We start from the raw sequence: 24,875 nt of genomic DNA, 5'->3' as shown, positions 1-24,875 counted from the left end.
GAATGCTGCAGTTTCTTCTTCCCCTCTGTTGCCGTTTAGTCAGCATCCCGACTGGGAGTTGGGGATGACCTGGAAGAGTGCTTTGAACAATTTGCGACTTCTGCTGCAACCGGATTGCTGTTGGGGGTGGTTAGAGTCTTGGTTACAGGTCTTCCCCATTCCTGAACTGAGACAGGGGTTTGAGCAGTTAATGGATTGGATGGATACCTTTCGCCTGTTGCCAAGCTCAGAGCTGGAAGTGGCAGAACTCAAAGTGGCTTGAGTGCAACTGATCAGTTTCCTCTCACCGTAGTAACAAAAGAAGGATAAGGGGACGGCAAAGCTACCAGACACGCTACACCCTCCATAGCCCCCAGTATGGTTCGGTAAGCTGTCAGATGCGGGTAATTTGTAGCTATTACAGAGGCTTGAAGGACAAACATGGGATTCAATACACTGTCTATGTGCTGCATCGGATGAAAGTTGCCCTGCACCAGACCCATCGGCATTACAGAAACCGTTTTGGCATTGAAACCAGTTACCGACTTAAAAACCAGTGTCGCATCCGCACTACGAGTAAAAATCCTGTAACCCGCCTTCTGTTTGTCGCTCTAGCGTTTGTCCTAGTCAATCTTTGGGTGTATTTGCTGTGGTTCTTCATCAGTTGGACGCAACGAGGAGGACGAGTCGTTTACCGAGAACTGTTTGCGCTCAAACCAATGCTGGAATTCCTGTCCCATGCAGTGGAGCGGCATTTTCCAGTCATCACAGCAATCTACTTACCCGCTCTGGAATGAGTTTGCGATCTACTGATCCTGCTTATTTGGATTGAATGTTGGATCGGAAGGCCAGCTTGATTTAATCAATTCACCCTTAAGCTCAAGTACGGGTTTCAGTTCTACCGTCACTGGTATTCCCTCAAGGAGTTGAATATCTTTACCTTGATGCGAGATCGCTAACTGAGTTCCTCGCTGCAACAAATAGGTTGCTGTTGTTTCTTGAATATCAACTTCTAGCCGCTGTCCTTGAATCGTTAAGGGAAATCGTAGACGTTTAACTAGCTCCGGTAGTTTGGGATGGAAGGATAAGTGACCGTTGTAATCTCGCATCCCTGCAAATCCATAAACGGCTACCATCCAGGTTCCTCCCATCGCTGCGATATGGCAGCCATCCTTCACGTTACCTGCCACATCTCCTAAGTCCATCAGCACTGCATATTTAGCATATTCGGTCGCCTGCTCCAAATAACCGATTTCGGCTGAAACAATGCTCTGGATCGAAACAGAAAGAGAGGAGTCTCCTGTCGTCAATGGATCGTAATAGTCAAAGTTATGCCGCTTCTGTTCAGGTGAAAATTTATCTCCTAAGAGGAACATTGCCAGCACAATATCGGCCTGTTTGATCACCTGATGTCGATAAATTACCAAGGGATGGAAGTGTAGGAGTAAGGGATACTTATCAGGAGGTGTATTCTCAAAATCCCAGACTTTCTCGTCTAGGAAGGTGTCGTGTTGAATGTGAATTTTTAATCGTTCATCGAAAGGCAGATACATATTATCCGCTGCCTCTCTCCAGTTTTTTACCTCCGAAAGTTCCAGTTTAGTCTTATCAACTAAGGCAATGAACCAGTCTGGATGGCGATCGCGCAGCATTTCAACGGTGGAAGCGGCGTACCATAGGTTCTCGCGGGCCATCAAGTTGGTGTAGGTGTTGTTATTCACCACCGCGTTATACTCGTCGGGTCCCGTCACACCATGAATGCAGAACTGACCTGCGACTCGCTTGGAAAAGAATCCCAGGCTGTACCACATCCGAGCCGTCTCGACTAACATCTCTGCGCCTTCATTGAGGAGCAATTCCTCGTCCCCAGTCACGTCAACATACTTTTTCAGCGCATAAATGATGTCGGCATTGATGTGATATTGCGCTGTGCCTGCCGCATAGTAAGCAGAAGCTTCTTCTCCATTGATAGTTCTCCAGGGAAATAGGGCTCCGTCTTGATTCACTTCCTGGGCTCGCTGTCGTGCCTTGTCGAGAATGCTGTAGCGAAATAGCAGTAGGTTCTTCGCAATCCGGGGAGAAGTATAAGTCAAAAACGGCTGGAGATAAATCTCCATGTCCCAGAAGTAATTGCCTTCATAAGCATGACTTGTAAGTCCTTTAGCTGGAACGCCTCCTCCTTCGGATCGCGCAGAGGCTTGAAGAACGTGAAATAAATTGAAGCGTAGCACTTGCTGCATCAATTCTATAGTGTCACTAGGATGCTGTGGGTCACCCTCAATTCTGAGGTCACTGCGATCCCAAAAATCATCCAGGTACTGCCGCTGGCTCACAAGCAGATCATCAAAACCATGAATAATCGCTCGATCAAGGGTGCGTTCGGCTCGTTCACACAACTCTTGTGCTGGAAAATGGTCAGAGGTGTGATACGTCATGTACTTGACTAAGCGAATTGGGACGCCGGGTTGAGCATCCACCGAGAAAACGACCTTGCCATCGTCTTCTGAACACTGGCTTTCATAGGAGTAAGGAGATTGCGTTTCAAATTCATGATCAACACCACAAGCTAGCGTCATCCGGCTGTTTCTCGTGATGTGACTCAGGATGATCCGGCGATCGTTAACCCAGTAGTGTTCAGGTAACAGCACCCGCTCCTTAAAACCCTTGGCAAGACGCGGATCGCCTTCACTGGCACGGGCAGAAGCGTCGTAGTGCATTTCGGAGGAGATGACAATTGGTGCTTTAGCGTTGAGGATGGTAACTTCATAAGAAATCGCGGCCAAGTGCCGATGTTCAAAGGAAACGAGTCGGCGCGATCGAATCGATACTTGCTTGCCAGACGGCGTTTGCCAAAGAACTTCGCGATCGAGTGTCCCGTTTTGCATATCGAGCGATCGCTCGAACTTGAGCAAATTCGCAGTCGGTAGGTAAAACGGTTCATCATCGACATACAGTCTAATAATTTTGCTGTCGGTGGCATTGACAATGGTCTGTCCTGTCCTAGCAAATCCATAAGCTTCCTCTGCATAGACGATAGGCCAGGATTCATAAAAGCCATTGATAAAGGTGCCATTTTGCCCAATGGGACTGCCTTCCTCAAATACTCCTCGCATCCCTAAGTAACCGTTCGCGGTTGAAAACAGGGTTTCCATTTGTACCAGGAGTTTTGGATAGAACTGCTTTTCAACCCAGCGCCAAGGCTCAGGGGGATAAATATATCTGGGAGGAATTAAAGGTTCATGATGCAACATTGAGCTTCAACCTGATTAATGACTTCTGGCTTTTTTAGTAGCGGTACGTTTGAGTTCAGACTGACTTAACACCGCAGGCTAGTAAAATTCCTGTGTACCTTAATTGTCAGCCAAGTAACTCACTCAAATCTTGGACAACAATATCCGCTCCGTTTTTTTGCAGTGTCTCAGGATCTCCTTTGCGATCGACTCCAACCACGAGTCCAAATCCACCGTCGTGACCCGCCTGGACACCTGAAATAGCATCCTCAAAAACAATCGTTCGCTTTGGTTCAACCCCAAGTTGTTTTGCCCCCAACAGAAAAGCATCTGGGGCAGGTTTTCCAGCCAGGTGCAATTCGTCGACTAGATTGCCATCAACCACAGCAGCAAAGAAATGCTCAATTCCAGCCACCTTAAGAACAGCTTTGCAATGGTGACTTGATGACACAACCGCTAATTTGAACCCGCGATCGCTCAGATGACGGATGAGAGCAAGTGATCCTTCGTATACCTCAATCCCTTTTGCCTGAAGTACTTCCTCAAAAAAAACATCCTTAAAATTACCAAGCGCACAAACCGTATCATAGCCAGGGGGATTGGATGGCTCTCCGTAAGCTAACTGAATACCTCTCGATTCCAAAAAACTTTGAACGCCAACATAGCGCATTTTTCCATCGACATACAGCTTATAGTCATTTTGCAGGTCAAAAGGTTGAAAGGGTTCATGAATCTCTTCAGCCCGTTGCTTGAGAAACCCATCAAATATCCGTTTCCAGCAATCAGCATGAATCTTCGCGGTTGCGGTAATCACACCATCTAAATCAAATAAGATAGCATCAAACTGACTCAGAGCGATGGATGAGTTGAACTGGTTCACAATATATCTCCTATCACCAGGCTAGCCCCAGAATTTCAATCAGCAATTCCTTAAGGGCAGAACAACACTCATAGGGACTGTTTTGATGAAGTCGTTACCCTTCGATTTCGTTTTAGGACTTGAAGAAGTTCTCTGCATTCCCTAAGACCTGGATAGTTTTCTGTGAAAGACGTTTCACGGCTGGTTGCTGCACCTATAAAAATTACTGAGTAAATTTTGCTATTGCTAAATTGTCTATTCATCTACCTAGGGGTTATTGGCTGGTTTGTCTGCTTGCTTCACGAGCTCTACAGCTCTCACCGTTAAGTCCGCGATCGCCTGCCTGCCCTCTTGCTACTTTGAATCCAGCTCGTCTAGCAGGGCAGCATATTGCTTCTCAGCACTGGGCTCAGCGTCAATCGAGGCAAGCTTGGACTCGACTGTCTTCTCAGGGGGGCCACAGCTGGCTAGAGCGAAGGTTGAGCTCGCGGCACAGGTGAATAGGACTAACTTCCTCAAAGGTCTACTCCTGAATCAGTAGTTCCATAACGTTATCCTGGCTGAGCAGGCGATCGCGCTGTGACGCAGAACTCAGGCCAAGCTATCAGTCTTACTGGTTTAAGACATCTTTTCTGTGTTGGGGGGCAGTCGCGATCGCCGCAACTTCTGCCAATAGCGCTTGAGAAACTCCCATCTCCTTTAGCGTTGCCATCAAATTTTCTGCAACGGCATCAAAGTGCTCGCTGTTTAGACCTTGCTGTTCTACCAACTCTTTGTGGGCTTTGCGCATATAACGACCGTCATATTTATTAGTTCCGCCAAAGGCATAGGTCAGAAAAGCCTTCTGGTGTGCCCGTTGTTTCACCATATCTACATTGGTAAAGAAGTGCTGGATGCGCTCATCCTGCAAGACTCGCTGATAGAATTTGTCAACCGCTAAGTCAACAGCCGCCGCACCACCGAGTATTTCAAATAAAGTCGTCATATTTCTTCTGATCCTTTTCAGAAATTGCTTTACACTTCAACTGGTTCTTTTTCTGCTGCTTGCACAATTTGCCCAATTTCCGCATCGATCGCGGCTCTCACCGACTCTGGCAAAGCAGCGCGGTTTTCGGTGTGGGGGCTTTGGAACGTATCTTGTGCTTCAGGTTGTTGACAGGTAATCATCGTCTTGACGTGCTCTAATTCGTCTTCACGAACGGCAACAAAGACATCATAGAGATTCTCAATTTGAGGGCGACGAAATGCCTCAGGATGCGTCGTTTGGAATTCGTCAAACATATACAAGTCGCCATCCCGGTAGTAGTTGATGGCGACTTCTGGCGCAGGCATTTGTTTGAGGGTTTCACCGTGTGCTTGGAGAAACAGGTCGTAGGTGTGGTAGGCGTGCTCTTCAACTTGCTGCATGAAGTGGTAGGCAGCCCGTGGATTGAGGATATACACCAAAACAATCACCCAGTAGTAAATTAATCCGCCAATCCGAGCCAAGGAGCGATCGTACCAGTGGTCGTTGCCACCGAGAGATTCGGCAATCAGGAGATGGTGCAGTTCATTCCAGGACTCAGCAAAATGCACTTTTAGCCAGTCAGATTTGCGCCACCACCCCATCGTTTCATACAAATGTAAGACCGAGGTGTAGGCAAAATAAGGCACCCGAGCCACCGTTTCTAGGACAAAAAATCGCGCAAAAATGCGATCGCGACCTTGATAAAAGGTGTTGAGCAGCGCCTCTAGGAAGTTAACGAGCAGTCGTATCATGGTCCAGATCCTCTAAAGCTGCTATCGCAATCGATAGGAATAAAATTGCCCCCTTCACAACCAGGAAAGTAAGAAGAGGCAAGAAAACGTTTGAATGACTCTCACTTTGCCAAATTTTTCTCACCCAGCATATGAGCTACCTCATAAACCAAGATTTAGGTGGAGGGTAGGCAGATATTTTCTTTTGTAATGACGCTGATTCGCCCTCATCTGGCTAGGCTGCTTTAGTATCTAGGACGACCATTACCCTTCAACATCCGATATCGTGCACATTTCATGAGGTAGCTCATATCTCTCTTGTCCGCAGTTTGGCAGAGTAGGGGTATCTGCTACTGGAGGGTAAAGCCATGCCTCAATCGACCATCAATCTGGCAACGGCTCCTGGACATCAGGTGATGGCAAGTGCTGGAAAGAAGATTCTACGACCCGGTGGGAAAGCGGCAACTGAGCAATTGTTTCAGTGGGCTGACTTCCAACCGGGAGAAACGGTTTTAGAGCTGGCGGCCAGTTTTGGCAATAGCGCGATCGCCCTCGCCAAACAATATGGGGTTCGGGTGGTAGGCATCGAACAGAACCCTGAAAGTATTGCTCGTGCCCGTGCCAATATTCAAGCGGCTGGGTTGGCAGAACAAGTGCAGGTAATTGAGGACGACATTTTCCATTTAGAGCAGATTCCAGGACAGTTTGACTACGTGCTGGCAGAAGCCATTCTCACCATGCATTCGGCTTCAGGCAAAGCCAAAATTTTGCAGGGCATTCACGATCGCCTCAAGCCTGGGGGAAAGTTTCTCTCCCATGAGTTGCTGGTAAACGATCTCGAAGATGAGATTCATCGTGCCCTAGCAGCCGCGATTCGAGTCAACTCTACGCCATTATCTGAACCAAACTGGATTGCCACCTGTGAAACAGCTGGATTACACGTCTTGAATCACCAAACAGGAACAATGGGGTTACTCAACCCAGCTCGCGTCATTCAAGATGAGGGATTGATTGATGCGATCAAATTCTTCTGGAATGTCCTCACTCGCCCCCAACTGCGCGATCGCCTGCTGGCCATACGGCATGTCTTCCGACAGTACGAACAGAAATTAGGCTACATCGTTTTATGTGCAGAACGGCAATAAATGAGGAGATCTCTGATGACTACACCCCTACAAACTGCTGAGTCTCTTGTGACTCGACTGCAAGACAAAATTGCCTATACCCAAACCGGAGTCCTCAGCCAAGTCTTGCTCAAAGTTCCCCATTGTCAATACACTCTCATTTGTCTGGCAGCGGGAACCGATATTGCGGAACATACCTCTACCCGCAATGGAGTTGTTCAGGTGATTGCAGGCAAGGGAACGCTGACACTCGAAGGACGGGACATTAACCTGGAATCTGGTGTGTTTGTTTTCATGCCTGCCAATGCCCCCCATGCGCTAAAAGCAGAAGAGAACTTGGTATTTCTCATCACGCTTTCGGATGCTAGTGAGGCAAGTTAGAAGCCTACTTTTTGCGGTTTGTCACTGCGAGCGAATCCGGTTCGATCAGGCCTTGGGCGATCGCATCCAGCTTTCCCCAGTCCAGGATCGTAATTTTTCCACCCCGACTGTAAGCGACAATGGAGCGCAGTTGTTTGAAGAACCGCACACATTCTTCGTAGGTAATGCCGATACTGCGAGCTATTTGGTAATGGGAGAGGCGCAGCGTTAAACAGACTCCCTGTTCGGTGGTTTCTGTGCCCTGGTCGATCGCGGAGTATTGGATCAGTCGAGCCAAGCGTACGATCGCTCGTTCTGACACTAACCCATGTACCATCTCGTGTAACTGCTGAAGCCGCTGATTCAAGACTGCCATCATCTTCAGCGCAACTTCTGGATTGGCTTGAATCACTGCCAGCAATGCTTCGCGATCGACCATTAGTAATTGAGATGCACTCTCAGCCATCACCGTGGCAGGGGCAATGCCATTGCCAAAAAGGGCAGGCGCGGCAAAGATATCGCCATTGGTCAAGGTCCGCAGAATGGTTTCTTTACCACTGCTTGCTGTTTTAGAGACTCGGAGCAGCCCACGGATTAAGGCATACAGTCGGGGTGGCAGGCGGTCGCCCTCATGAGACACGATCTCACCCGCCTGATAGGTTTGAACCAGCGTATGGGGCTGTAGACTTGCGAGTTGTTCGAATTGTAACTGCGTAAAAACTGAGATAGACGCGAGTTGCTCAATGGTGGCTTTCATTCACGATACTCACAGCGTCCTCCAATTCTGCATCTAACCTAACAAAAAGTTGATGAACCTGAGTCATTGTCGTGTGCCGTTGACGGCGACCGCCTTTGACGACGTGAGTAGATTGACAGTCTGGACATTGCATCAGAGCACCCAAAGGATGCACCGTAGTGCTACTTTGCAATACCAAATCAGCTATATTGCTTAACTCAGCTTGATTCTCTTATCCATAACTCCCCATGCTGTGCCCACACCGCAAAGCCATCTGCAAATTCGATTGCTGGCTCTGCATCAGCATGAAGCCGACCTTCAGAGTCCAGGCAGAGTTTAACCGGGGGATCGCAAATCCAGCAAAGCTCTTTACTAAACTCATCAACTTTTTCGTCATTCTCATCGATTGCTTCATATAACGGCAAGATCCAGCCTGCGTGCTCAACTAGACGCTGAAAAGCTTGCCAAGATAATTGTTCAGTGTCACTCAGGGAGCAACCAAGCACAGAAACACAAAAATCAAATTGAATCCCAGACAACAGAAAATCCTGAGGTAAGACGTCGTGAACAAAATTATGAGCGATTTCACGGGAGACATCAGATGGCATAATGTCAGGTCCGTTATACAGCTGATCGATAACTGGCTGCCATACTTGCTGCATCAAACTTTCCAGAGGTTGCACTAGGTGTTGATCTATCTGTTCTTGAACTGAACGAGTGATCCAATCATCGATATCGATTACGTCCTGAGGACCGATTTCGAATGGCCAGTATCGCTCCCACTCGGGAAGTATCTGCTCGATATTCCTCAACATGTCATAAGGGCTATCAAAGAAGCGAATTTCTTTCTCCTCCAGCCCCCATCCCGCATAAATTGCTTGAACAGCTTGTGCCCGATCAATTCGTTGAGTGGATAGTGCAATGGCTTTCCACTTCTCTAAATAAGCAGGAATGAGTGATTGATGTTCAGGCGTGAGTGCATCAAGGTTGGAGCGAGGCATGGATTGTATTACTGCATACAATGGTTAGACGGCAACCGATAGCGCCAGCATCTGTCAATTTTAGAATAGTGTAAGATCCACTGTTGAGCCTGGTACCTCTTGGAATACTCCTAGCAGGGGTAAAATTCCTCATATCGGCACAGGATAGGCTTTTTGAGAGTGCATGACGTCTATTGCACATTTTAGGAGACTAGGCCTGACAACTGGCTTGAAAGCAGCGAGTTTAGGCTCTACTGCGTAAACCCATGCCGTTAGCCTCCAGCAGATGAATGCCACATCTGTCCTAGCGTCATCGAAGCAATGGCTTCTTGCTCCAAGCTCAATTCTTTAGTAGACTTAAGCTGATTCAAGACCATTCAGATAGGCGTCGCCCGTCAGTACTCAGGGAGCGGATCACGTGAAGCATTATCGCTGTACCATCTGCGAACAAGACCATAGCGATGTGCCAATGGATATCGCTCAGCCACGACCCATCGACTATTATGCTATCCCGCCAGAGGCACGCGACGAGCGTATTACAATCACAGCAGATCTCTGTTGCATTGATGATAAGCGCTATTTTCTTCGGGGCTATATGCCGATTCCCGTTCAGGATAGTCCTGAGGTATTTGGTTGGGGAGTCTGGGCTGAGGTTGAGGAGAACTCGTTCTATCGCTATATTGAACTCTACGAAGTGGATGGAACCAGAGAGCCACCTTTCCCGGGTCTCCTCTCAGCCGCTTTGAACTGCTATCAACCCAGCACCTATCAACTGCCCCTGTATGTGCAGCTCCGAGGTGCACAAGATCGTCCCCTCTTATCCTTTCCCGAGCAGGTCCAACATCCACTGGCTCAGGAGCAACGTGACGGCATTACGATGGCACGGGTCTACGAAATCTTGCACCAATCGCTGCCCAATTTGTTGACCAGTGAATAATTTTGGTCTGCACATCCAGTCGAAGGGGCAGGAGCTAACAAGATTCTTCAATATCCCATAATCAGGAGACGACTATAGGCATGACGGGAGTCGATTTGGGAAAGTGCAAACTGACTCTCGCTCCAGAGCTGCTGAGTATCAGCAGAGGCGATCGCCGAGTGAGATTGAGGTTGTGTCAGGGTTCAAGCAGGAGATTAAATTTTGTAGCTTTGCAGGTACGCCGTAATTAGAGTTTTAGTTTCTGCGACCAGGGCGGGTTGCTGGAGCCGATCGCGAGTCGATGCCAGCCACAGCAACTCGTAGGTTGTTTTGAGGACAATGCTGGCAATGAGATCACATCGGGTACTATCGAGTTCTGGGTTGCGCTGGGACAAAAAATTGGCGAGTCCTGGTAGTAGCAACGGATCAGGTTCATTCATCTCCTCGGCATCAGCCGTGCTCATTAGCTTCAGCCATGGTCCCAGCACCGCTCGATAGCCAGGATGCCCCTCTATGAAGTGTTCAATCGTGTCAATCATGCGATCGATGTAAAGAGCAATCTCGGCTTCTGCCAGTTCGGCGTGGAGTTGCACCAGCAGGCGGTATTCCTGCTCAAAGTATCGATTCGCAAGTGCCCGCAGAATTGCTGCTTTATCAGGAAAAAACTGATACAAGGACCCCACGGGCACCTCGGAGCGAGTGGCAATCGTTCGGGTTGTGACTTGCTCATACCCCAGTTCTATAAAGAGCTGCTCCGCTATATCGAGGATGTGATGTACTCGTTCCTGACTCCGGGCTTGTTGAGGTTGCCGCCGCAGGGTTGAGGCTTTGGGCCGCTCGTCTACCATCATTTATCACTTCCCTTGACAAAACATGAACAGCGTTCGTATTTTAGAAATATGATCATTGTTCGCATTCTACCGGAGTTTTACCCCTGGGAGGCCTACTCATGCGACTCAGTACTTTTTTTCGCGATCGCCCCTACTCTTCATTCAGTCAGACATCCATACCATCAATGGTACAAAGCCTGAGGGGACTGAAAGCTTTTGTCACCCTTTTGCTCGATCCCCGTGGAAGTTTGACCCCCGTTTGGGAACTAAGCCGTAGCTTGGTGGATAGCTGTGCTTTTGAACTGGCAGTGGCATCCCTGAAAGCAACACCCACTGTGGCAGCACTCCTCTCGGAACGTTACCTCGCTCCCTCTCATGATTTAGAGACATTGCAACACTACCCCAAAGGCTCCTTGGGCTATGTTTATGCCCACCATATGCAGTGGTTTGAACTACAACCGTTACAGCCTGCGATCGCGGTTGATTCCGATACTCGCTATGTAGAAGCGCGGTGGCAGCAAACTCACGATATTTGGCACGTTATCACCGGGTTTGATACCAGTCCCATCGGTGAAATAGGCTTGCAGGCCTTTTACCTGGCACAGTTTCAGCTGCCGTTAGCGAGTCTGCTGATTGCCAATGCCTTGATTCGTGTGACATTATTGCAACCCGAAGCCCTCAACGCTCTGATGAGCGAGATCGCCCGCGGTTGGGAGATGGGTCAAGCAGCGAAACCCCTGATTGCTCAAAAATGGGAGGAGGCGTGGGACAAACCTGTGGTGGTGTGGCGTAGAGAATTAAACGTGTACCCCAATCGAATTTGAGCCACATTTTCAGTAGCAAATCGTACCCTGCCTCATCACTGGTTAAAGCGCTACCGCACGACCGTAGTTTATTGATGAACTCAGTAACTAGACATCCTAGGCAATCTGAGCAAGTGTTTGTCAATAGGTGTAAAGCAGAAGGGATTCAGGCAATAAAATGAGTGATACCTAAGGAATCTGGCCTCTAGGAGCGAAACCATGAGACCGCGCTACTATGACAGTGACCCCAAGGATGAGGAATGGCCCCTTGCTACCACTACAGAAACTCGCGGGTAAACTCTAAGAATTAGCTTAAGGGAGGTGTTGAATATCCAGCATAGCCCTTGGGGCATTCAACAATACCTTGAGGCAACGAGTGTCTCGATTGGAGCGCAAAATTTTATCCTTTTCCAAGCCATTGGAGAATCACATTGGTGCGATTTGGTATTTCATCCATCACTACAAAGCATCATTACCTGTGTAGCAATACCCAGCCCCACAGACCCAGTAAATTAACACTTAGCGCTCATTGAACTGATGGATGTCAGTCCTTGCTTGTGTGTGTTAGGCTGCAACCCTAGGTTCGGCTTGTGAGATCATGACTCGTTTTTGGAGAGCCACAAAATTGGCTGCGATCGCCGTAGTGGGAGTGACAGCGCTACTTCTGCTTTGGTTCATCGCGCCTGGTTTATCTCAGTCCTCGTTCGAGGAAAAAGTATTTGATGAGGTTTGGCAAACCGTCCATGAGAATTTTTATGATGAAAATTTTAATGGCCTTGATTGGGTTGCCATGCAGGAGCAGTATAGACCTCAAGCTAGACAGGCGCAAACCCGTCAGCAACTAGCAGTGGTTGTGAACCGAATGTTAGCTGAACTGCAAACCTCCCATACCCATTTTTATACGCCTGAGGAAACGGCTTACTATCAACTTTTAGGCATTTTTCAACCTCAAGTCAAGAACCTGCCCGCCGCAGCAAAAGCGCTCTTTCCCAAGGGCAAGTATGAATACACAGGGATTGGTATCTTCACTAAAACTAGGAACCGCAAAACCTTTGTCAGTGCCATTCTAGAGGGTAGCCCCGCCGCGATCGCAGGGTTAAAGGTAGGAGACGAATTACTGAGCGTAGACGGCAAGCCTTATCGACCGATTGAATCTTTTAGGGGTAAAGCAGGCCAAAAGGTCACCCTATTGATTCAGCGTTCTGTTGACCCCAAAAGCCGACAAACCATCCGGGTTATTCCTCAGATATTAGACACAACCACTTTATTTCGAGAAGCGCAACAGGCCAGCACTCAAGTCATTCAACAACAGAACAAACGCATCGGCTATATTCACGTCTGGTCGAATGCGGCTGATTTTCATCAACAACAGATGATCGAAGAGCTGATGTTTGGCAAACTCGCGGACGTGGATGGCTTAGTGTTAGACATCCGTGACGGCTGGGGCGGTGGTTCGATTGGCTATCTCAATTTCTTTACGGGTGCAAGTCCGAGTGTCACCAATATCCAACGAGGTGGCCGTTCCTGGATTGCCCATTATCGTTGGCGCAAACCGGTGGTTCTTCTGATCAATGAGGGCAGCAGAAGCAGTAAGGAAATTATTGCGTTTGGCTTTCAACAATCCCATATCGGTGATTTAGTTGGCACCACCACCGCAGGCGCAGTGGTCGCAGGGCGGGGATTTGTGATGCAGGATGGTAGCCTGCTGTATGTGGCTGTCTCTGATGTGTTGGTAGATGGCAAGCAGAGATTAGAAGGAAAAGGAGTGAGCCCAACCATTCCTGTGCCTTTTCCGTTGGAGTATGCAGCAGGTCTTGATCCGCAGAAGCAGGAGGCGATCGCGACCTTGATGAGGGCGATCGAACAACAAAGTCCCGCTCTCTAAAAACTTGCTATTAGCCTTCATTCTCATTTGAACAGTCATCCAATACCCAATCTGCGTAACGTTTGGCATGGATTAGGGCAATTTCTTCTCGTAACCAAACTCTTTGAGGCTGTTTTCACGTTGCTCACCTTTGACGAAAACGAACCAGTGATATACCGCTTGCTGGACAAACCACACGGCTTGAATCATTGACTTACGGTAGCGGTAGACGTCAGTGTTATCTAGGCTCATGGAACAGACAAATGAGTATATTGAGTTCGCCGTTACTAATAGCCAGAGGTTTGAAGACTTACAAAGGGTTTTCGACAAACTCAAACGTGATAAAGATGAAGACAACATAGACGACGATGAGCCGTATTTGAATGTGTTTGACGAAGAGGCACGCCAGTACTTTAGATGGTCAACCCCTGAAGAAGACTTGGCTGGGGCTGAAAAATGGTATGCCACTCGACTTGAAGCTCGTTGGAGCGATCCATCACTACAACATGGTTGGGATTTTGGCTCAATGATCGACGCATTCAAGAACGGCTAATACGTTCTACTTTCATGTGAAATGGTCAGTCTAACGACTGCACGTCTAAATTTCTATGCCCTGGCTTATCCGTATGGTGGCACAGGTTGCATGCAAGCTCTTGTAGAATCGTTCGGGTTCAAAGTTCTAATGATTAACGATGGAGGCAGCCTGCCCCATCCACCGTAATACCTCAATTGCGGACGAGCGAGCCATTGAAACCGACTCCTTACAGCAACGGCTGAATTTGATCATTACCAGCCAATCATCAAGCTAGCCTCTGCTTCAATCGCGCGATCGCGAAAGCAGCCGACAACAAGCTTCACGGCTCCCACTCGTCCTCATTGGAATAAGCATTGCATCGTAGAACGAGCAGGAGCGATCGCGCTGAGGCTGTGTCATCTATAGCCTTGGCCCCCATTAAGCGTCTTCCTCTGTAATTGCTGATCTGATGCGTTTAGGGCTCAATCCACTTGCCTCTACAAAGTTCGTCTTTCTCTGTAATTGCTGGTCTGATGTGTGTATGGCTCAATCCACTTGCCTCGGCAAAGTTAGAGTCTCTAAAGTTCGTACCTTCAGCTTCAATGCCTTGAAAGATAGCTCCTTCCAGGTTGGCCTTTTCCAGGGTTGTCTCTTTAAGGTTCGTTTGCCAAAACTTGGCATTTTTAAGGTCAGCTTCCATGAGTCTGGCTTTGCAAAGGTTCGTTTGATGCAGATTCACCTCTTGGAGATTGGCTTTGTTCAAGACTGCTCCTTCCAGGTTGGCTTCTTGAAGATTAGCGCCGACTAACATAGCTCCTGAAAGATCAGCCCGACTGAGGTTGACTCCAGCAAGGTTCGCCTTTCTCAGGTTGGCTCCCCGCAGGTCTACCCCACTTAAATCCAAGCGGTGTGCTTCACCATTTTTATAGGATCGAGTCCGCCGACTGAGAACCGTTAAGGCGGCTTGAACATCTGTTTGAACCAGAAAACGCTCTGGTTTCCCTCCCTTGAGCTGAACGGTGCGAGTTCGAGTGTCTTCGCGAATGAAAGCAGTGAGGACTTCCATCACAGGCCAGTAATCTTTATCAGAGTCTTGAGCCACTCGTTCCAGGGCATAAATCCCACCTAAGCGAATTTGCAGGCTCTTATCTCCAAGCTGTTCAATGGCTTTGCCAAAACGCTCTGTAATCAATCGCTCCTCAGCCAACGCTGCATTCTTCAGACCAATCTCAATATTTTTCTCAGTCGCAATCGCAGTTTTATCCATTGCTTCAACCTGCTTGGCGGCATAGTAAGCATTGATTAGAACTGCAATCCCACCAAAAACGATTGCAGTGACCTTCAGCAATTCCGTAATGGCAGCCACACGTTGATCGAGCTGGTCTTCAGGAAAGGGTAGGTTGAGAGCCCCAAGTCCTACTGCCACGAGTGCCAGTAGAAAAATCATCCCTGTTGTGGTGAGGAGGCTCCCTAAACGGTCTGTACCCATAAATCTGCTACCAGGCTGGTTTCTTGGTTCAGGATGCCCTAGTTTACGAATATCAAGGGCTTGTGGCAATTGCGCTAGAGAAGTCAGAGGGGGGATCGCGAGAGCCTTTGATATTGCGAAATCTTCGGATTCGTGGATTGTGTTGCAGGGTGGGTAATACGGAGGCTCAGAGAAGATGTCCAGAACTTAAGATTTAGTTGAGTGCCCCAGAACGCGAGGCAGGGCCCTTTATCCTTTCGCTAAACTCAAGCTACTGGCACGAGGGAGAGGAAAAAGTCATTGTTAATTAGGATCCGATGAAACAATTGAATGACTACTCACAACGCTTTGCCAGAGTCTTGTTTCAGGCATTTCCTCAATGGGAGCCATTCAGCACTGTCGCAGTAGAGAATGAACAGGAAACAGAAGGTTATTTAGGGGTCAAAGTGCCAGCACCCGTTAGCGGGCTGCCCCCGTCAGAGCTCGTCGAACACCACGATGATTTTCTGTTTATTGACACGGACGGAGAAGTTACAGTCAGCTACGACTACTATCACTGCCACTTCGATAGGTATTCAGACGTGCCTGAAGAACAAGGCTTTCATGAGGCGATTGAGTTTATTCTTGCCCTTGTTAAAGAGGAAATCTGCATTGTGGTGGGAATGAACAGAGGACAATGGTGCGGCTCCCGTCGTTTAAGGCAGGAGAAGAGCCAAATTTGTCTTAGGTCAAAGCCTATACCACTGTTTACATTGGCTCTTGGCAAGAAACCTACAACCGCACTGACACGGCACCTTAAGCCGCCATCCCAAGCCAACAAGCAACATAACCAGTCGCTGCACCCGAGCCTCCACAGCTTCGGTTGTTAGCCAGCTTCCGTGATTAAGCCAGCCTCTGCTCGATCCCACTACCGGAAAAGCCGTACCTCAGAAGCCCCACTGCAACTGCTCATCTTTGCGGGTAAGTTGTCTTACTTTGGGACATAGGGCGATCGCGCTTCAAATCCATGCCTGCCCCAAGATGCCCAAATTCTGGACAACGGGTCCGCTCGCTCAGTATTTCACTACCTTGATTATATTCCCCAATTTTGGGAAAAGTGAGGCGCGATCGCGCGTGTTCTGCCTATCTATCCCAATAAGTCCGAATTCCGCACAACTGGGAGGGGTGAGCCGCAGCTCTGTGAGTTGGCGCACTCCCCTGAGTTGCTTCAGGGATACCAACGGGCTTAGATCCTGCAATCTGGTGTTCTACCAAAAACTATTGCCGCAAATTTTCAGCGGGGTCAAAGGCTTGAGGTCACTAATCGAATGCTGAGCCAAATCCAGCCGCAGCAATTGAGTCAAGCTACTGAGGGGATGCAAATCCGCGATCGCGACCTTGTAAACTACAAGTCGAAATCTAACAAAGAGGCAAGTCCTGAAGAACGATGCAACGACAAGATGGCATTTCCCCAATCTCAACCACAGACTTTTCACGCGTTGTTGAAGTGTGGGAAGCCTCTGTCCGAGCCACCCACACTTTTCTTTCAGAGGCAGACATTCAGTTCTTCAAACCCTTGGTGCTCAACGGGCTTTCTCAAATAGCCCAGTTGGACTGCGTACGAGATCATCAAGGTGAAGTGATTGGCTTCATGGGTGTGGTTGAGAACAAAATTGAAATGTTGTTCGTTGATCCATCCTGGCGGGAACAGGGAATCGAACGGCAACTAGTCCGACATGCTATCGAGATTCTGGGTGCGACAAAAGTGGATGTGAACGAACAGAATGAACAAGCAGTAGGATTCTATCTGCAGATGGGGTTTGAAGTCAAAGGGCGATCGCAGTTCGATAGTATGGGCAAGCCGTTTCCTCTCTTGCATCTGCAGTTAAAGACTTGATAGTTAGCGCTTCGCAACTGGTAGGAAGCCACACAATTAACTACTGTGTGAATAGGTTATGCTAAATACCTCACTTACATATAGCTCGCGATCGCGCTCCGAACTCAAGTCGAAATTCAGAGAGTGTCCCTCTCTTTTCTACCCAAGAGAACGTGCGGAGTCATTATTTCTCCTCGTGATCGTCTCCTCGAAGTAATGGTGAGCAATCATGCGCTTACCGAGGTAAAAAATGGCTCTATTTGATCCAGCCAGACATTATCCGCTCTCGCAGCTAGCCTGGAATCGCGACACGGCTCAACAAGCCATCCGGGCGATCGCCCAGGAAACCGTTGCTCAACTGCAAACAGCACCATTGCTATCCGGGCACCCAATGGACGATCAAGCCTTGGGTAGTGACCTGTATTTTGGCAAAGCAGGAGTCCTGTGGGCAGTCAATTATCTGCAAAGCGTCGGGGCAATTGACTCAACCTTTGATGTTGCGACTCATCTCGATGCCACGCTAGCCCAAAATCGCCAGCGCTATCCTAAGGTGAGTCCCTATCCAGAGCAGTCGTCTTATTTGTTTGGAGAACTGCCCCTGCTACTGCTGCAATACAAGTTATCTCCCTCAGAAGAGACAGCTACCCAAATTTTGCACGCGATTCACAAGAACAATACTCAGCCGATTCGGGAGCTAATGTGGGGCATCGCAGGCTCGATGCTCACTGCTTACTTTATGTATCAGTGGACGCAGGAATCAAGATGGCAAGAGGTTTTCCAAGTGCAGGCAGGTTTACTGTTACGCGAGTGGCAACCCGTAGGGGAAGCTGGGTATTTATGGACGGTTGATTTGTACGGCACCCATCAGCAATGGCTCGGACCGGTACATGGCTTTGCCAGCAACTTAACACCATTGTTGGTGGGACAGTCCTTGTTGAGCGAGGAGGTATTTCAAGACATTGCCACGAAAGCGATGGCAACGGTGGTTCAGACCGCAGTGACGGAGGAAGACAAAGCAAACTGGCCCGCCATTTATGATGCTGACGATTCGAGTCAAACTCCCAACCTAGTGCAGTACTGTCATGGGGCACCTGGAATGGTAACGGCTTTGGCTCTACTTCCCCAAGGAGTCAATGAGCCATTCGATCGCATTTTGGAGCAGGGGGGAGAGCTGACATGGCAAGCGGGTCCCTTGAAGAAGGGGTCCAATCTATGTCACGGCACTGGGGGCAATGGCTATGCGTTGCTCAAGCTATTTGTCCGCACAGGTGATCAGATGTGGCTGGAGCGCGCCAGAATTTTTGCCATGCACGCGATCGCCCAGTACGAACTGGCCCAGCAGCTCTATCGGCAGTTGCGCTATCCGTTGTGGACCGGAGACCTCGGTCTTGCCATTTATCTGTGGGACTGCCTGCAAGCCCAAGCCAAGTTCCCCACGATTGACTGCTTCTAGTGCGTTTCTCGTTCTTGGTATTGTGAAACCGCTCTGACGATTCGAGCCACATCTGCGAGGTAGAAGCGGCTGCCGTTAAAGCAATTGCATTCTACAACCTTCCACGTTTGTTCGACCCGCGCCACATCCAGCACAAAAACAGGTGCAGGCATCCACTGAGAGGCGATGTACTCTGCAAAGAGAACGAGATCGTGAGTGGCAGCATGCATCGCCTCTCGGTCGATACATGCTGCCACTCACCACCTCACCATCTACGATGAATAAGCGCCATTCTCCATCGATTTCCCGAGGCTGGCCGATCACAACTTCCGACGAGGAATCGATCGCTCGAGCTGTGTGGCGTAACTGTTGGTAAAGTGTGAAGCATTCAGCGAAAGACAGAACACCTCCCGTAAAGCGCTTCAAATCATCATTCGGCTTGAGAAACATGAGTTCTTCGGGATCGCGGGGCTCCCGAAGAAAATCTTCCCAAGACGTAATTCTCGCATCAGCGTTGAGCAACTGGTCTCCATAGGCAGCCGCATAAGCCCGGTGCTGGAAATGAACCGGATCGAAGAAAACGCCACGCTGCCATTTGGGGTGCTCAGAAGCCCGTAGAATCAGCGTGGTGCGACCATGAAAAACCACAGGGCCATCGATTGCTGGCATTGTGGGCAGCGCTGCACAGCCTGGAATGACGGAAATCTCGCAGAAGGGGCGCTGTTCCACAGCGCATGCCTGTCGCAGCAAAATCGGGGACGTGGATTCAGGCTCGACGTTCGTTTGAACAATCCATGTAGTCAGCATGATATGCGCTCCAGTACTCCGACCGAGAGAGGTTCAATTCTGCCCAACGCAAAAACTTAAAGCCGCGATCGCCCTTTCCAATTGCACCTCTGATGCCTTCAAACAAAAAATTCTGGTCGTTAGTGAAGAACTGAATTCTTGACAGTTATGACAGAAATGCCTGCCACTCACGTCGGTAATTGTTCTTCTCTGATTCGGGTAAGAAGCTAGCCTCTAAAGTATTCAAATTGAGCTGCCAGAGGTCCTCCCAAGAAAATCCTTGCTTAGCGAGGGTCAGGTATTCATTGACCAGATTGGTTTGGAACATCGGGGGATCATCCGAGTTCAACGTGCAATATAATCCCGCATCCACTAGTTGCCGAATGGGATGGGGTTGATGGCGATCGACGATTCCTAAACAGTAATTGCTTTGAGGCGACACCTCTAAGGGGATTTGCAGATCGCACAGACTTTGCATCAGGGCGTCGTCCTCTAAACACCGAATCCCATGTCCAATCCGCTCAGCCTGCAGATGTTCTAGAGCATTCCAGATGCTTTCGGCTCCTGCCGCTTCCCCGGCATGGGCAACTACTCTCAGTCCCTGTCGCCTTGCCTCTGCAAAAGTTTCGGCAAAGTCTTCCGGTGGGTAGCCTGCCTCCTGCCCAGCCAATCCTAGACCCACGACAATTCCCCTGTCCTGCCCTCGCAAAGCACATTCTAGGGTTTGTCTTTGTCGCTCTGGAGAGTGGCGGACGATCGCGGCAATAAATTTGACGCGGCTGCCGTACTTCGCCTCACCCTGGATGGCCCCAATGCTCAAAGCCTCTAGTAGGTCGGCATCGCTCAAGCGATCGGAGGGCAGGGTTGTACCAAAATGGACTTCGCTGTAGCGAATGTTTTGCTCAGCCTGGTGTTCCAGGAACCGCTCAACTAGAAAAACATAATCGTCTGCCGTTTGCACACATTGACGAGCAATGGAATACACCTCAATAAAGTGAGTGAAGTCTCGAAACTCATAAAACAATTTCCACTCCTTTAGAGAACCCGCAGGCAGAGCCACTTGGTTGCGTTGAGCCATTTGATAAATGGTTTCTGCGTCTGCCGTTCCGATTAAGTGAGTGTGAATTTCCACCTTCGGCATTTGACGTAGGCGATCGGACATCTGGTTCAGTTCACTATCTATCCCCATGCGTGCTTCGTTCCGTGCGCTCTAGAAACTATTTGCCACAATCCTCACATAGATAGCGCTGTTTGTGATAGCGATACCCGTTTTTTGACATCTGGGAAGAATGACAGTAAGGACATTTCATTACTGTCATTACTTTTTCATCCGTGTAGCCGATTTCTGCAAACATGTCTGCTGCCGATCGCAAAATCTGCTCGACTCGCTGTAGGCTGCGCTGTTGTTTGGGCTGTCGTCGGAGGGACGTAGAGTGAAGCTGCGATTAGTAGTCTGTGCAGTATTAGTCAAAGAGCACTACTAGTTCAAAACCAAGAAGTTCAAGTGCCAGTGGAGAAGTAGTTTAGTGACTCCTAAGAAACACACTCTTGGGGAATCGGTTGAGCAATGAGATCAAAGCCAAGGGCTTGAGCCTTCTTTTTGAGATGCTTGATGACCCGTTCTTGATGTTGGCGTTCGTATGCATTCATCCCAGGATCTACATAGGTGCCACCTGAAGTCCAAAAATGATAGAAGATGCGAGCCAGCTTGTGGGCCGTCGCTGTAATTGCCTTAGGAGCACCTAAACGGGCTTGCAGGCGACGGTAAAAGGCACCCAGGGCTGAATGAGAACGAACCAAGGTCTGGGCTGCCATCCGGAGAGCTGTAGCCACCCGGTTCGCCACCTGACGAGTTTTAGAACTTTTAGACTTACCACCCGTAATGCGGCTCCCTGGGCACAGACCTAACCAAGAGACAAAATGCTTTGAGGTCGGGAAGCGAGAGGGGTCTAGCCCCAACTCTGACAGCAACGTCAGCACCGTGAGCACGCCAAAGCCATCGATTTGAGTAAAGTCTACCCCGCTGATGCGGTACAAGTGGGTGCGCAAATCGAAGTCAGGTGCATTGCCCGGTTGCTTCTTTCCCCGTCGCTTCGAGTGAAGAAGGGGAGTGGTAGAGACATCAACTCGGTCAGCAAACTGATTGAGACATTGCTCGATTTGAGCATCACAAGCCGCAATCTGTCCTTGAAAGACTTCGTAGAGGTGCAACTCTTGTTGCAGCACAAAGACGAGTTCTCGACGATAGTCTCCTTGAAGAGCTGCCGCGACCTCTTCGGTGCTGGCATGGGCTCGGAAGTCCTTGAGAGCTGCCAGTTTGTGCAAGTCTCGCTCACCCGCAACGATGGCCCGAATGATGGCAAGTCCCGTGGTACCGCTGATATCGCTAATCACCCGATGCAATTGCACATTCATCTGAATCAGGGCTTTTTGCATCCGCTGAATATGAGCACTGGCACTCTTGATCAAGCTATCTCGTTGCCGAATGTAGCTGCGTAGCACACAGACCTGGTCATCGGGACGGAATGAACCTGCTAGCAAGCCATAGCTGTGCAATTGTCGCAACCATTGGCAGTCTAGGACATCGCTTTTGCGACCAGGCACGGTTTTGACATGACGAGCGTTGACCAACTTGACCTCAAATCCTTGAGTCTCAAGCACTTGAAATACCGGAATCCAGTACACCCCGGTTGCTTCCATTGCTACTGTTTTGATCCCGCACTGCTGTAGCCAGTTTGCCATTGCATAGAGCTCAGCCGTAAAGCAGCCAAAGCGACGCACACACGGGGAGTCACGCTCTTCAGGGACACTTACCCAGTGGTGCTCCGCTCCCAGGTCAATGCCTGCTGCATCCGGGTTCATCACAGCGAACTCACGCTTGGATTCACTCATACCCCACATCCTTATGGAACGCTAGCAAACCTGCCCTGACCTAAAGGGTACTGTACATACAATCTCCTAAACGGGATAGTGAGGTTCACTTCACCAATGTCTTCAGCACGACCCTCTAGAACCAGGCTCAGATACGGGTGCAATCACACCAGTGAAACAGCGGTCTTGACTGTCAGGACATTATCTCAACTGTAGAACAATAAGGGATGACCGACCGTTATGTTTCTTCCATCCCTCACGAACGATATTCGTTCCTTAAAGGCTCAGATCTTGCACCAAGCTCTGAAAGGTGAGAGAAAGGGCGTGAAACTAATATGCTGCAAGAACAATGGACATTCTTGCTCACGCCCAAGAACTAATCTATCACTTGCTCGATGGGATGCCGACTCCCTACCAGCGTCAAAGCCTGCAAGCTTTGTTGGAGTTGTTTCTTAGAGCCCAGGGTGCTCCTCTGCCAGAGCACAGCCCCCTCAAATCCCCTAGCGCTCTCAGCCGCTTCCTCAACGTCTATCGCTGGTCAGTGCGGGAAGTGATTCGTCGCCTCCGAGGAGCTGTGCGTCAGCAACTCCAGCAGTATCGTCCTCGGGGTCGGCGACCGCATCTGCAAGTGATTGTGGATTTGACGACGTTGGAGAAATGCGGCAAGTTCAAAGCCTTTGAGCCGTTGGTCTCTGTCTTTCACGGCAAACGCGGGGTGCATCTGGTCGTGCTGTATCTCATAGTTGGACCTTGGCGCATTCCTTGGAGCTTTCGCGTGTACCGAGGCAAGGACACGACTTCCCCGGCCCATTTAGGTCTGCATCTGGTGCGTCAGTTACCTCGCTGGTTGCGCCAAACGTTCAGGTTGGTCGTGCTTGCCGATACGGCCTTTGGCAGTGTGGACTTCCTCAAAGGCCTGCGAAAGCTGAAACTTCACGCGGTCACAGGCGTTCGCTATGACCGTCTCCTCCAAGATAGACGGCAACTGTTCCATCTGCACAAGCCAGAGCAGCAGGTGCGCCTCGAAGGGCTCGCTTTCCCTGTCACTGTGGCTTGGTTCTACCTCAAGGGCGAAGAGGGCAAGCCACGCTTGAAGCGCTATGTGCTCTCAACCAAGTCGCTCAAAGCCAGCACAACTGTCTGGTGGGGGCGGCATCGTTGGCAGATCGAAGGCTGGTTCAAGACAGCAAAACACTGCTTTGGCCCGCATCGCTTTGGTCAACAAACCTTGAAGGGTCTCTATCGCTGGCTGATATTGTCGCTGAGTGCTTTTATTCTGGCTCACTGGGGCTATCTTTCGATGAATACAAAGATGCTACCGGACTGGGCTGAGGCTGCCACAGTCGTGCTCGAAGCCTGCCTACCCGAAATTGTGGTCGCTCTGCTGCTCCAGGAAGTTGAACAAAAGCGACTGTTACTACAGAAGCAGGGATGGGAGGTTCAAATCATAAGGTGCAAGATTTGAGAATGCTCATAGAGCTTGTGATTAAGCGATCGCCCTCTTTCCTGATTCACCCTTGGAAAGACGGCGAACTTTAGGAAAGTATAAGGTTTATGCGAAGGGTCGTGACTGTATGTTTTGTAGCTAAGTAACAGGACAAAAGCTTGCAAACGGTTGCAAGAAAAGGGTTTTATGAGAATTACCACATTCAGAACATGAAACCCTAATGCATCAGGTTACTCTACTTCGAGATGCCTTGTGTCCTCACCTCGCTTGGCATGGAGCCAGACTGAGTTTTCTTGCCGCTTTTCTGATCGCTCCGCTGCGCGTTAAAACCATTAACTTTGCTGAACTTGCAACTGTCTTCGGCGGCAGGGCTCAAACTGATTCGCACTATAAACGTCTTCAGAGATTCTTTCGCGACTATGAAATGGACTATGCTGAGATTGCTCAGGTGGTGGTTGCTCTGATGGCGATTCCAGAACCGTGGGTGCTCTCCATTGACCAGACGCAGTAGCAATTTGGGTAACGCATCTTCAACGTTCTGATGCTGGGGGGGCATGAAGGAGTGGCTTTTCCCCTAGTGTGGTGCTTGCTCGACAAACCGGGCAATTCCAACACGGATGAGCGCAGAGCTTGTGCAACCAGTTTCTGGAGCGCTTTGGAGAGCGAGAAATTGCTTGTCTGACTGCCGACCGAGAGTTTGTGGGCAACGACTGGTTGGGCTATCTCCTCAAAGTCCCACTCAGGCCCTTCCGCATCTGTATCTGTGAGAACCACCAGCTCAAGCAGGGTGGTCAAAACCTCAAAGCCAAGGTGGTCTTTCAGGATTTACAACCAGGACCACACAAAGTGCTGCGCCAAAAACGGCAGCTTTGGGGGCATTGGGTCTACATTACGGCTTTGCGCCTAGAAGACGGTTCGTTGCTCATCGTTGCCACTCAGTCTGCTCCTAAATCTGCCATCACTGATTATGCCAAGCGGTGGGGCATTGAGACCTTATACCAATTCTTCAAAGTAGAGCTACAGATGCTACAAAGCTGGTGTGGAGTTCAAGCAATCAATATGGCCGGGGCGTACCAGCTAGAGA

The 24,875-nt window shown here is 49.4% G+C and carries 25 protein-coding genes and 3 pseudogenes; 15 read left to right on the top strand and 13 right to left on the bottom strand.

The features are described from left to right. Together H6F68_RS15735 and H6F68_RS15730 are read left to right on the top strand one after the other, a co-directional pair. Nucleotides 1–262: pseudogene (locus H6F68_RS15735) on the top strand (hypothetical protein); the annotation flags it as partial. A 115-nt stretch (nt 263–377) separates the two neighbouring features. Then, nucleotides 378–776 carry a hypothetical protein gene (locus tag H6F68_RS15730; RefSeq protein ID WP_399314141.1) on the top strand — a complete coding sequence of 133 codons (399 nt, stop codon included), beginning with the start codon at nt 378–380 and terminating at the stop codon, nt 774–776. Nucleotides 777–785: 9 nt separating this feature from the next. Here the strand turns inward: H6F68_RS15730 and H6F68_RS15725 are convergent, their stop codons facing one another. The 4 genes from H6F68_RS15725 to H6F68_RS15710 form a co-directional block, all read right to left on the bottom strand. Further along, a complete protein-coding gene (locus tag H6F68_RS15725) occupies nt 786–3,230 on the bottom strand; it encodes a glycoside hydrolase family 65 protein (RefSeq protein ID WP_190560390.1) in 2,445 nt (814 codons plus the stop codon). Between the two features lie 106 nt (nt 3,231–3,336). Continuing rightward, nucleotides 3,337–4,089 (bottom strand): beta-phosphoglucomutase family hydrolase, encoded by a 753-nt coding sequence (locus H6F68_RS15720; protein WP_313930143.1) that lies wholly within the window; start codon nt 4,087–4,089, stop codon nt 3,337–3,339. 589 nt (nt 4,090–4,678) lie between these two features. Continuing rightward, nucleotides 4,679–5,053, bottom strand: coding sequence for a group 1 truncated hemoglobin (locus tag H6F68_RS15715; RefSeq protein ID WP_190560388.1), 375 nt, complete (start codon nt 5,051–5,053; stop codon nt 4,679–4,681). Nucleotides 5,054–5,082: 29 nt separating this feature from the next. Next, nucleotides 5,083–5,826 carry an alternative oxidase gene (locus tag H6F68_RS15710; RefSeq protein ID WP_190560386.1) on the bottom strand — a complete coding sequence of 248 codons (744 nt, stop codon included), beginning with the start codon at nt 5,824–5,826 and terminating at the stop codon, nt 5,083–5,085. A gap of 347 nt (nt 5,827–6,173) precedes the next feature. Between H6F68_RS15710 and H6F68_RS15705 the strand changes: the two genes are divergently transcribed. Together H6F68_RS15705 and H6F68_RS15700 are read left to right on the top strand one after the other, a co-directional pair. Further along, nucleotides 6,174–6,950 carry a cyclopropane-fatty-acyl-phospholipid synthase family protein gene (locus H6F68_RS15705; protein WP_190560384.1) on the top strand — a complete coding sequence of 259 codons (777 nt, stop codon included), beginning with the start codon at nt 6,174–6,176 and terminating at the stop codon, nt 6,948–6,950. Between the two features lie 15 nt (nt 6,951–6,965). Continuing rightward, nucleotides 6,966–7,310, top strand: a complete 345-nt coding sequence (locus tag H6F68_RS15700; protein ID WP_190560382.1) for a cupin domain-containing protein — start codon at nt 6,966–6,968, stop codon at nt 7,308–7,310. A gap of 4 nt (nt 7,311–7,314) precedes the next feature. Here H6F68_RS15700 and H6F68_RS15695 read toward each other — a convergent pair whose 3' ends face one another. Together H6F68_RS15695 and H6F68_RS15685 are read right to left on the bottom strand one after the other, a co-directional pair. Next, nucleotides 7,315–8,046, bottom strand: a complete 732-nt coding sequence (locus tag H6F68_RS15695; RefSeq protein ID WP_190560380.1) for a Crp/Fnr family transcriptional regulator — start codon at nt 8,044–8,046, stop codon at nt 7,315–7,317. A 197-nt stretch (nt 8,047–8,243) separates the two neighbouring features. Next, nucleotides 8,244–9,026 (bottom strand): hypothetical protein, encoded by a 783-nt coding sequence (locus H6F68_RS15685; protein ID WP_190560376.1) that lies wholly within the window; start codon nt 9,024–9,026, stop codon nt 8,244–8,246. Between the two features lie 397 nt (nt 9,027–9,423). On the opposite strand from H6F68_RS15685, the gene H6F68_RS15680 reads away from it, so the two are divergent. Continuing rightward, nucleotides 9,424–9,942 (top strand): DUF2199 domain-containing protein, encoded by a 519-nt coding sequence (locus tag H6F68_RS15680; protein ID WP_190560374.1) that lies wholly within the window; start codon nt 9,424–9,426, stop codon nt 9,940–9,942. Between the two features lie 194 nt (nt 9,943–10,136). Here H6F68_RS15680 and H6F68_RS15675 read toward each other — a convergent pair whose 3' ends face one another. Beyond that, nucleotides 10,137–10,772, bottom strand: coding sequence for a TetR/AcrR family transcriptional regulator (locus tag H6F68_RS15675; protein WP_199300117.1), 636 nt, complete (start codon nt 10,770–10,772; stop codon nt 10,137–10,139). Nucleotides 10,773–10,870: 98 nt separating this feature from the next. On the opposite strand from H6F68_RS15675, the gene H6F68_RS15670 reads away from it, so the two are divergent. From H6F68_RS15670 to H6F68_RS15660, 3 genes and pseudogenes are all read left to right on the top strand, one after another. Beyond that, nucleotides 10,871–11,575 (top strand): Coq4 family protein, encoded by a 705-nt coding sequence (locus tag H6F68_RS15670; RefSeq protein ID WP_190560372.1) that lies wholly within the window; start codon nt 10,871–10,873, stop codon nt 11,573–11,575. Nucleotides 11,576–11,909: 334 nt separating this feature from the next. Next, nucleotides 11,910–12,038, top strand: a pseudogene (locus H6F68_RS15665) (IS1 family transposase); the annotation flags it as partial. A gap of 114 nt (nt 12,039–12,152) precedes the next feature. After that, nucleotides 12,153–13,439, top strand: coding sequence for a S41 family peptidase (locus H6F68_RS15660; RefSeq protein WP_190560370.1), 1,287 nt, complete (start codon nt 12,153–12,155; stop codon nt 13,437–13,439). Between the two features lie 72 nt (nt 13,440–13,511). Here the strand turns inward: H6F68_RS15660 and H6F68_RS15655 are convergent, their stop codons facing one another. Continuing rightward, nucleotides 13,512–13,670: a hypothetical protein gene (locus H6F68_RS15655; protein ID WP_190560369.1), complete on the bottom strand. Its 159-nt coding sequence runs from the start codon at nt 13,668–13,670 to the stop codon at nt 13,512–13,514. Here H6F68_RS15655 and H6F68_RS28500 point away from each other — a divergent pair. Beyond that, entirely contained in the window at nt 13,669–13,971 is a 303-nt protein-coding gene (locus tag H6F68_RS28500) for a hypothetical protein (RefSeq protein WP_199300116.1), read from the top strand. The genes H6F68_RS15655 and H6F68_RS28500 overlap by 2 nt on opposite strands. 436 nt (nt 13,972–14,407) lie before the next feature. Here the strand turns inward: H6F68_RS28500 and H6F68_RS15645 are convergent, their stop codons facing one another. Then, entirely contained in the window at nt 14,408–15,421 is a 1,014-nt protein-coding gene (locus H6F68_RS15645; RefSeq protein WP_190560367.1) for a pentapeptide repeat-containing protein, read from the bottom strand. 296 nt (nt 15,422–15,717) lie between these two features. Between H6F68_RS15645 and H6F68_RS15640 the strand changes: the two genes are divergently transcribed. The 3 genes from H6F68_RS15640 to H6F68_RS15630 all read left to right on the top strand — a co-directional run bounded on the left by H6F68_RS15640 (nt 15,718) and on the right by H6F68_RS15630 (nt 18,708). Beyond that, nucleotides 15,718–16,269, top strand: coding sequence for a hypothetical protein (locus tag H6F68_RS15640; protein WP_190560365.1), 552 nt, complete (start codon nt 15,718–15,720; stop codon nt 16,267–16,269). A gap of 557 nt (nt 16,270–16,826) precedes the next feature. After that, nucleotides 16,827–17,276 carry an acetyltransferase gene (locus H6F68_RS15635; RefSeq protein WP_190560363.1) on the top strand — a complete coding sequence of 150 codons (450 nt, stop codon included), beginning with the start codon at nt 16,827–16,829 and terminating at the stop codon, nt 17,274–17,276. 229 nt (nt 17,277–17,505) lie between these two features. Next, complete coding sequence (locus H6F68_RS15630; RefSeq protein WP_190560361.1) at nt 17,506–18,708, top strand: LanC-like protein; 1,203 nt, start codon at nt 17,506–17,508, stop codon at nt 18,706–18,708. Here the strand turns inward: H6F68_RS15630 and H6F68_RS29800 are convergent. From H6F68_RS29800 to H6F68_RS15615, 4 genes are all read right to left on the bottom strand, one after another. Further along, nucleotides 18,705–18,842 carry a hypothetical protein gene (locus tag H6F68_RS29800; RefSeq protein ID WP_399314144.1) on the bottom strand — a complete coding sequence of 46 codons (138 nt, stop codon included), beginning with the start codon at nt 18,840–18,842 and terminating at the stop codon, nt 18,705–18,707. The two genes, H6F68_RS15630 and H6F68_RS29800, sit on opposite strands and share 4 nt — an antisense overlap. Further along, nucleotides 18,784–19,494, bottom strand: a complete 711-nt coding sequence (locus tag H6F68_RS15625) for an ATP-grasp domain-containing protein (protein ID WP_190560359.1) — start codon at nt 19,492–19,494, stop codon at nt 18,784–18,786. Before H6F68_RS15625 ends, H6F68_RS29800 begins: the two co-directional genes overlap by 59 nt. Before the next feature lie 145 nt (nt 19,495–19,639). Then, nucleotides 19,640–20,662 (bottom strand): adenosine deaminase, encoded by a 1,023-nt coding sequence (gene add / locus H6F68_RS15620; protein ID WP_190560358.1) that lies wholly within the window; start codon nt 20,660–20,662, stop codon nt 19,640–19,642. Nucleotides 20,663–21,006: 344 nt separating this feature from the next. Beyond that, a complete protein-coding gene (locus tag H6F68_RS15615) occupies nt 21,007–22,365 on the bottom strand; it encodes an IS110 family transposase (RefSeq protein WP_190560356.1) in 1,359 nt (452 codons plus the stop codon). Between the two features lie 328 nt (nt 22,366–22,693). On the opposite strand from H6F68_RS15615, the gene H6F68_RS15610 reads away from it, so the two are divergent. The 3 genes and pseudogenes from H6F68_RS15610 to H6F68_RS15600 form a co-directional block, all read left to right on the top strand. Continuing rightward, entirely contained in the window at nt 22,694–23,809 is a 1,116-nt protein-coding gene (locus tag H6F68_RS15610; RefSeq protein ID WP_199300115.1) for a transposase, read from the top strand. 202 nt (nt 23,810–24,011) lie between these two features. Next, the gene (locus H6F68_RS15605; RefSeq protein ID WP_190560354.1) at nt 24,012–24,302 is read left to right on the top strand and encodes a hypothetical protein; all 291 of its coding nucleotides are present in this window, start codon (nt 24,012–24,014) and stop codon (nt 24,300–24,302) included. Nucleotides 24,303–24,421: 119 nt separating this feature from the next. Then, nucleotides 24,422–24,875: pseudogene (locus H6F68_RS15600) on the top strand (hypothetical protein); the annotation flags it as partial.

The sequence above is a fragment of the Trichocoleus sp. FACHB-262 genome, from assembly GCF_014696035.1.
GTDB lineage: Bacteria > Cyanobacteriota > Cyanobacteriia > FACHB-46 > FACHB-46 > Trichocoleus.
Note: the sequence above shows the minus strand (reverse complement) of the source record. Positions and strands in the feature narration are given on the sequence as shown.

Bases quoted from the DNA above. Each gene is read 5' to 3' on its own strand.
- H6F68_RS15730 (WP_399314141.1), top strand. From the start codon at position 378: ATGCGGGTAATTTGTAGCTATTACAGAGGCTTGAAGGACAAACATGGG.
- H6F68_RS15630 (WP_190560361.1), top strand. From the start codon at position 17,506: ATGGCTCTATTTGATCCAGCCAGACATTATCCGCTCTCGCAGCTAGCC.
- H6F68_RS15615 (WP_190560356.1), bottom strand. From the start codon at position 22,365: ATGAGTGAATCCAAGCGTGAGTTCGCTGTGATGAACCCGGATGCAGCA.
- H6F68_RS15700 (WP_190560382.1), top strand. From the start codon at position 6,966: ATGACTACACCCCTACAAACTGCTGAGTCTCTTGTGACTCGACTGCAA.
- H6F68_RS15695 (WP_190560380.1), bottom strand. From the start codon at position 8,046: ATGAAAGCCACCATTGAGCAACTCGCGTCTATCTCAGTTTTTACGCAG.
- H6F68_RS15625 (WP_190560359.1), bottom strand. From the start codon at position 19,494: ATGCTGACTACATGGATTGTTCAAACGAACGTCGAGCCTGAATCCACG.
- H6F68_RS15725 (WP_190560390.1), bottom strand. From the start codon at position 3,230: ATGTTGCATCATGAACCTTTAATTCCTCCCAGATATATTTATCCCCCT.
- H6F68_RS15640 (WP_190560365.1), top strand. From the start codon at position 15,718: ATGAAACAATTGAATGACTACTCACAACGCTTTGCCAGAGTCTTGTTT.
- H6F68_RS15705 (WP_190560384.1), top strand. From the start codon at position 6,174: ATGCCTCAATCGACCATCAATCTGGCAACGGCTCCTGGACATCAGGTG.
- add (WP_190560358.1), bottom strand. From the start codon at position 20,662: ATGGGGATAGATAGTGAACTGAACCAGATGTCCGATCGCCTACGTCAA.
- H6F68_RS15660 (WP_190560370.1), top strand. From the start codon at position 12,153: ATGACTCGTTTTTGGAGAGCCACAAAATTGGCTGCGATCGCCGTAGTG.
- H6F68_RS15605 (WP_190560354.1), top strand. From the start codon at position 24,012: ATGCATCAGGTTACTCTACTTCGAGATGCCTTGTGTCCTCACCTCGCT.
- H6F68_RS15655 (WP_190560369.1), bottom strand. From the start codon at position 13,670: ATGAGCCTAGATAACACTGACGTCTACCGCTACCGTAAGTCAATGATT.
- H6F68_RS15675 (WP_199300117.1), bottom strand. From the start codon at position 10,772: ATGATGGTAGACGAGCGGCCCAAAGCCTCAACCCTGCGGCGGCAACCT.
- H6F68_RS15670 (WP_190560372.1), top strand. From the start codon at position 10,871: ATGCGACTCAGTACTTTTTTTCGCGATCGCCCCTACTCTTCATTCAGT.
- H6F68_RS15645 (WP_190560367.1), bottom strand. From the start codon at position 15,421: ATGGGTACAGACCGTTTAGGGAGCCTCCTCACCACAACAGGGATGATT.
- H6F68_RS15710 (WP_190560386.1), bottom strand. From the start codon at position 5,826: ATGATACGACTGCTCGTTAACTTCCTAGAGGCGCTGCTCAACACCTTT.
- H6F68_RS15685 (WP_190560376.1), bottom strand. From the start codon at position 9,026: ATGCCTCGCTCCAACCTTGATGCACTCACGCCTGAACATCAATCACTC.
- H6F68_RS15610 (WP_199300115.1), top strand. From the start codon at position 22,694: ATGGACATTCTTGCTCACGCCCAAGAACTAATCTATCACTTGCTCGAT.
- H6F68_RS28500 (WP_199300116.1), top strand. From the start codon at position 13,669: ATGGAACAGACAAATGAGTATATTGAGTTCGCCGTTACTAATAGCCAG.
- H6F68_RS15715 (WP_190560388.1), bottom strand. From the start codon at position 5,053: ATGACGACTTTATTTGAAATACTCGGTGGTGCGGCGGCTGTTGACTTA.
- H6F68_RS15635 (WP_190560363.1), top strand. From the start codon at position 16,827: ATGCAACGACAAGATGGCATTTCCCCAATCTCAACCACAGACTTTTCA.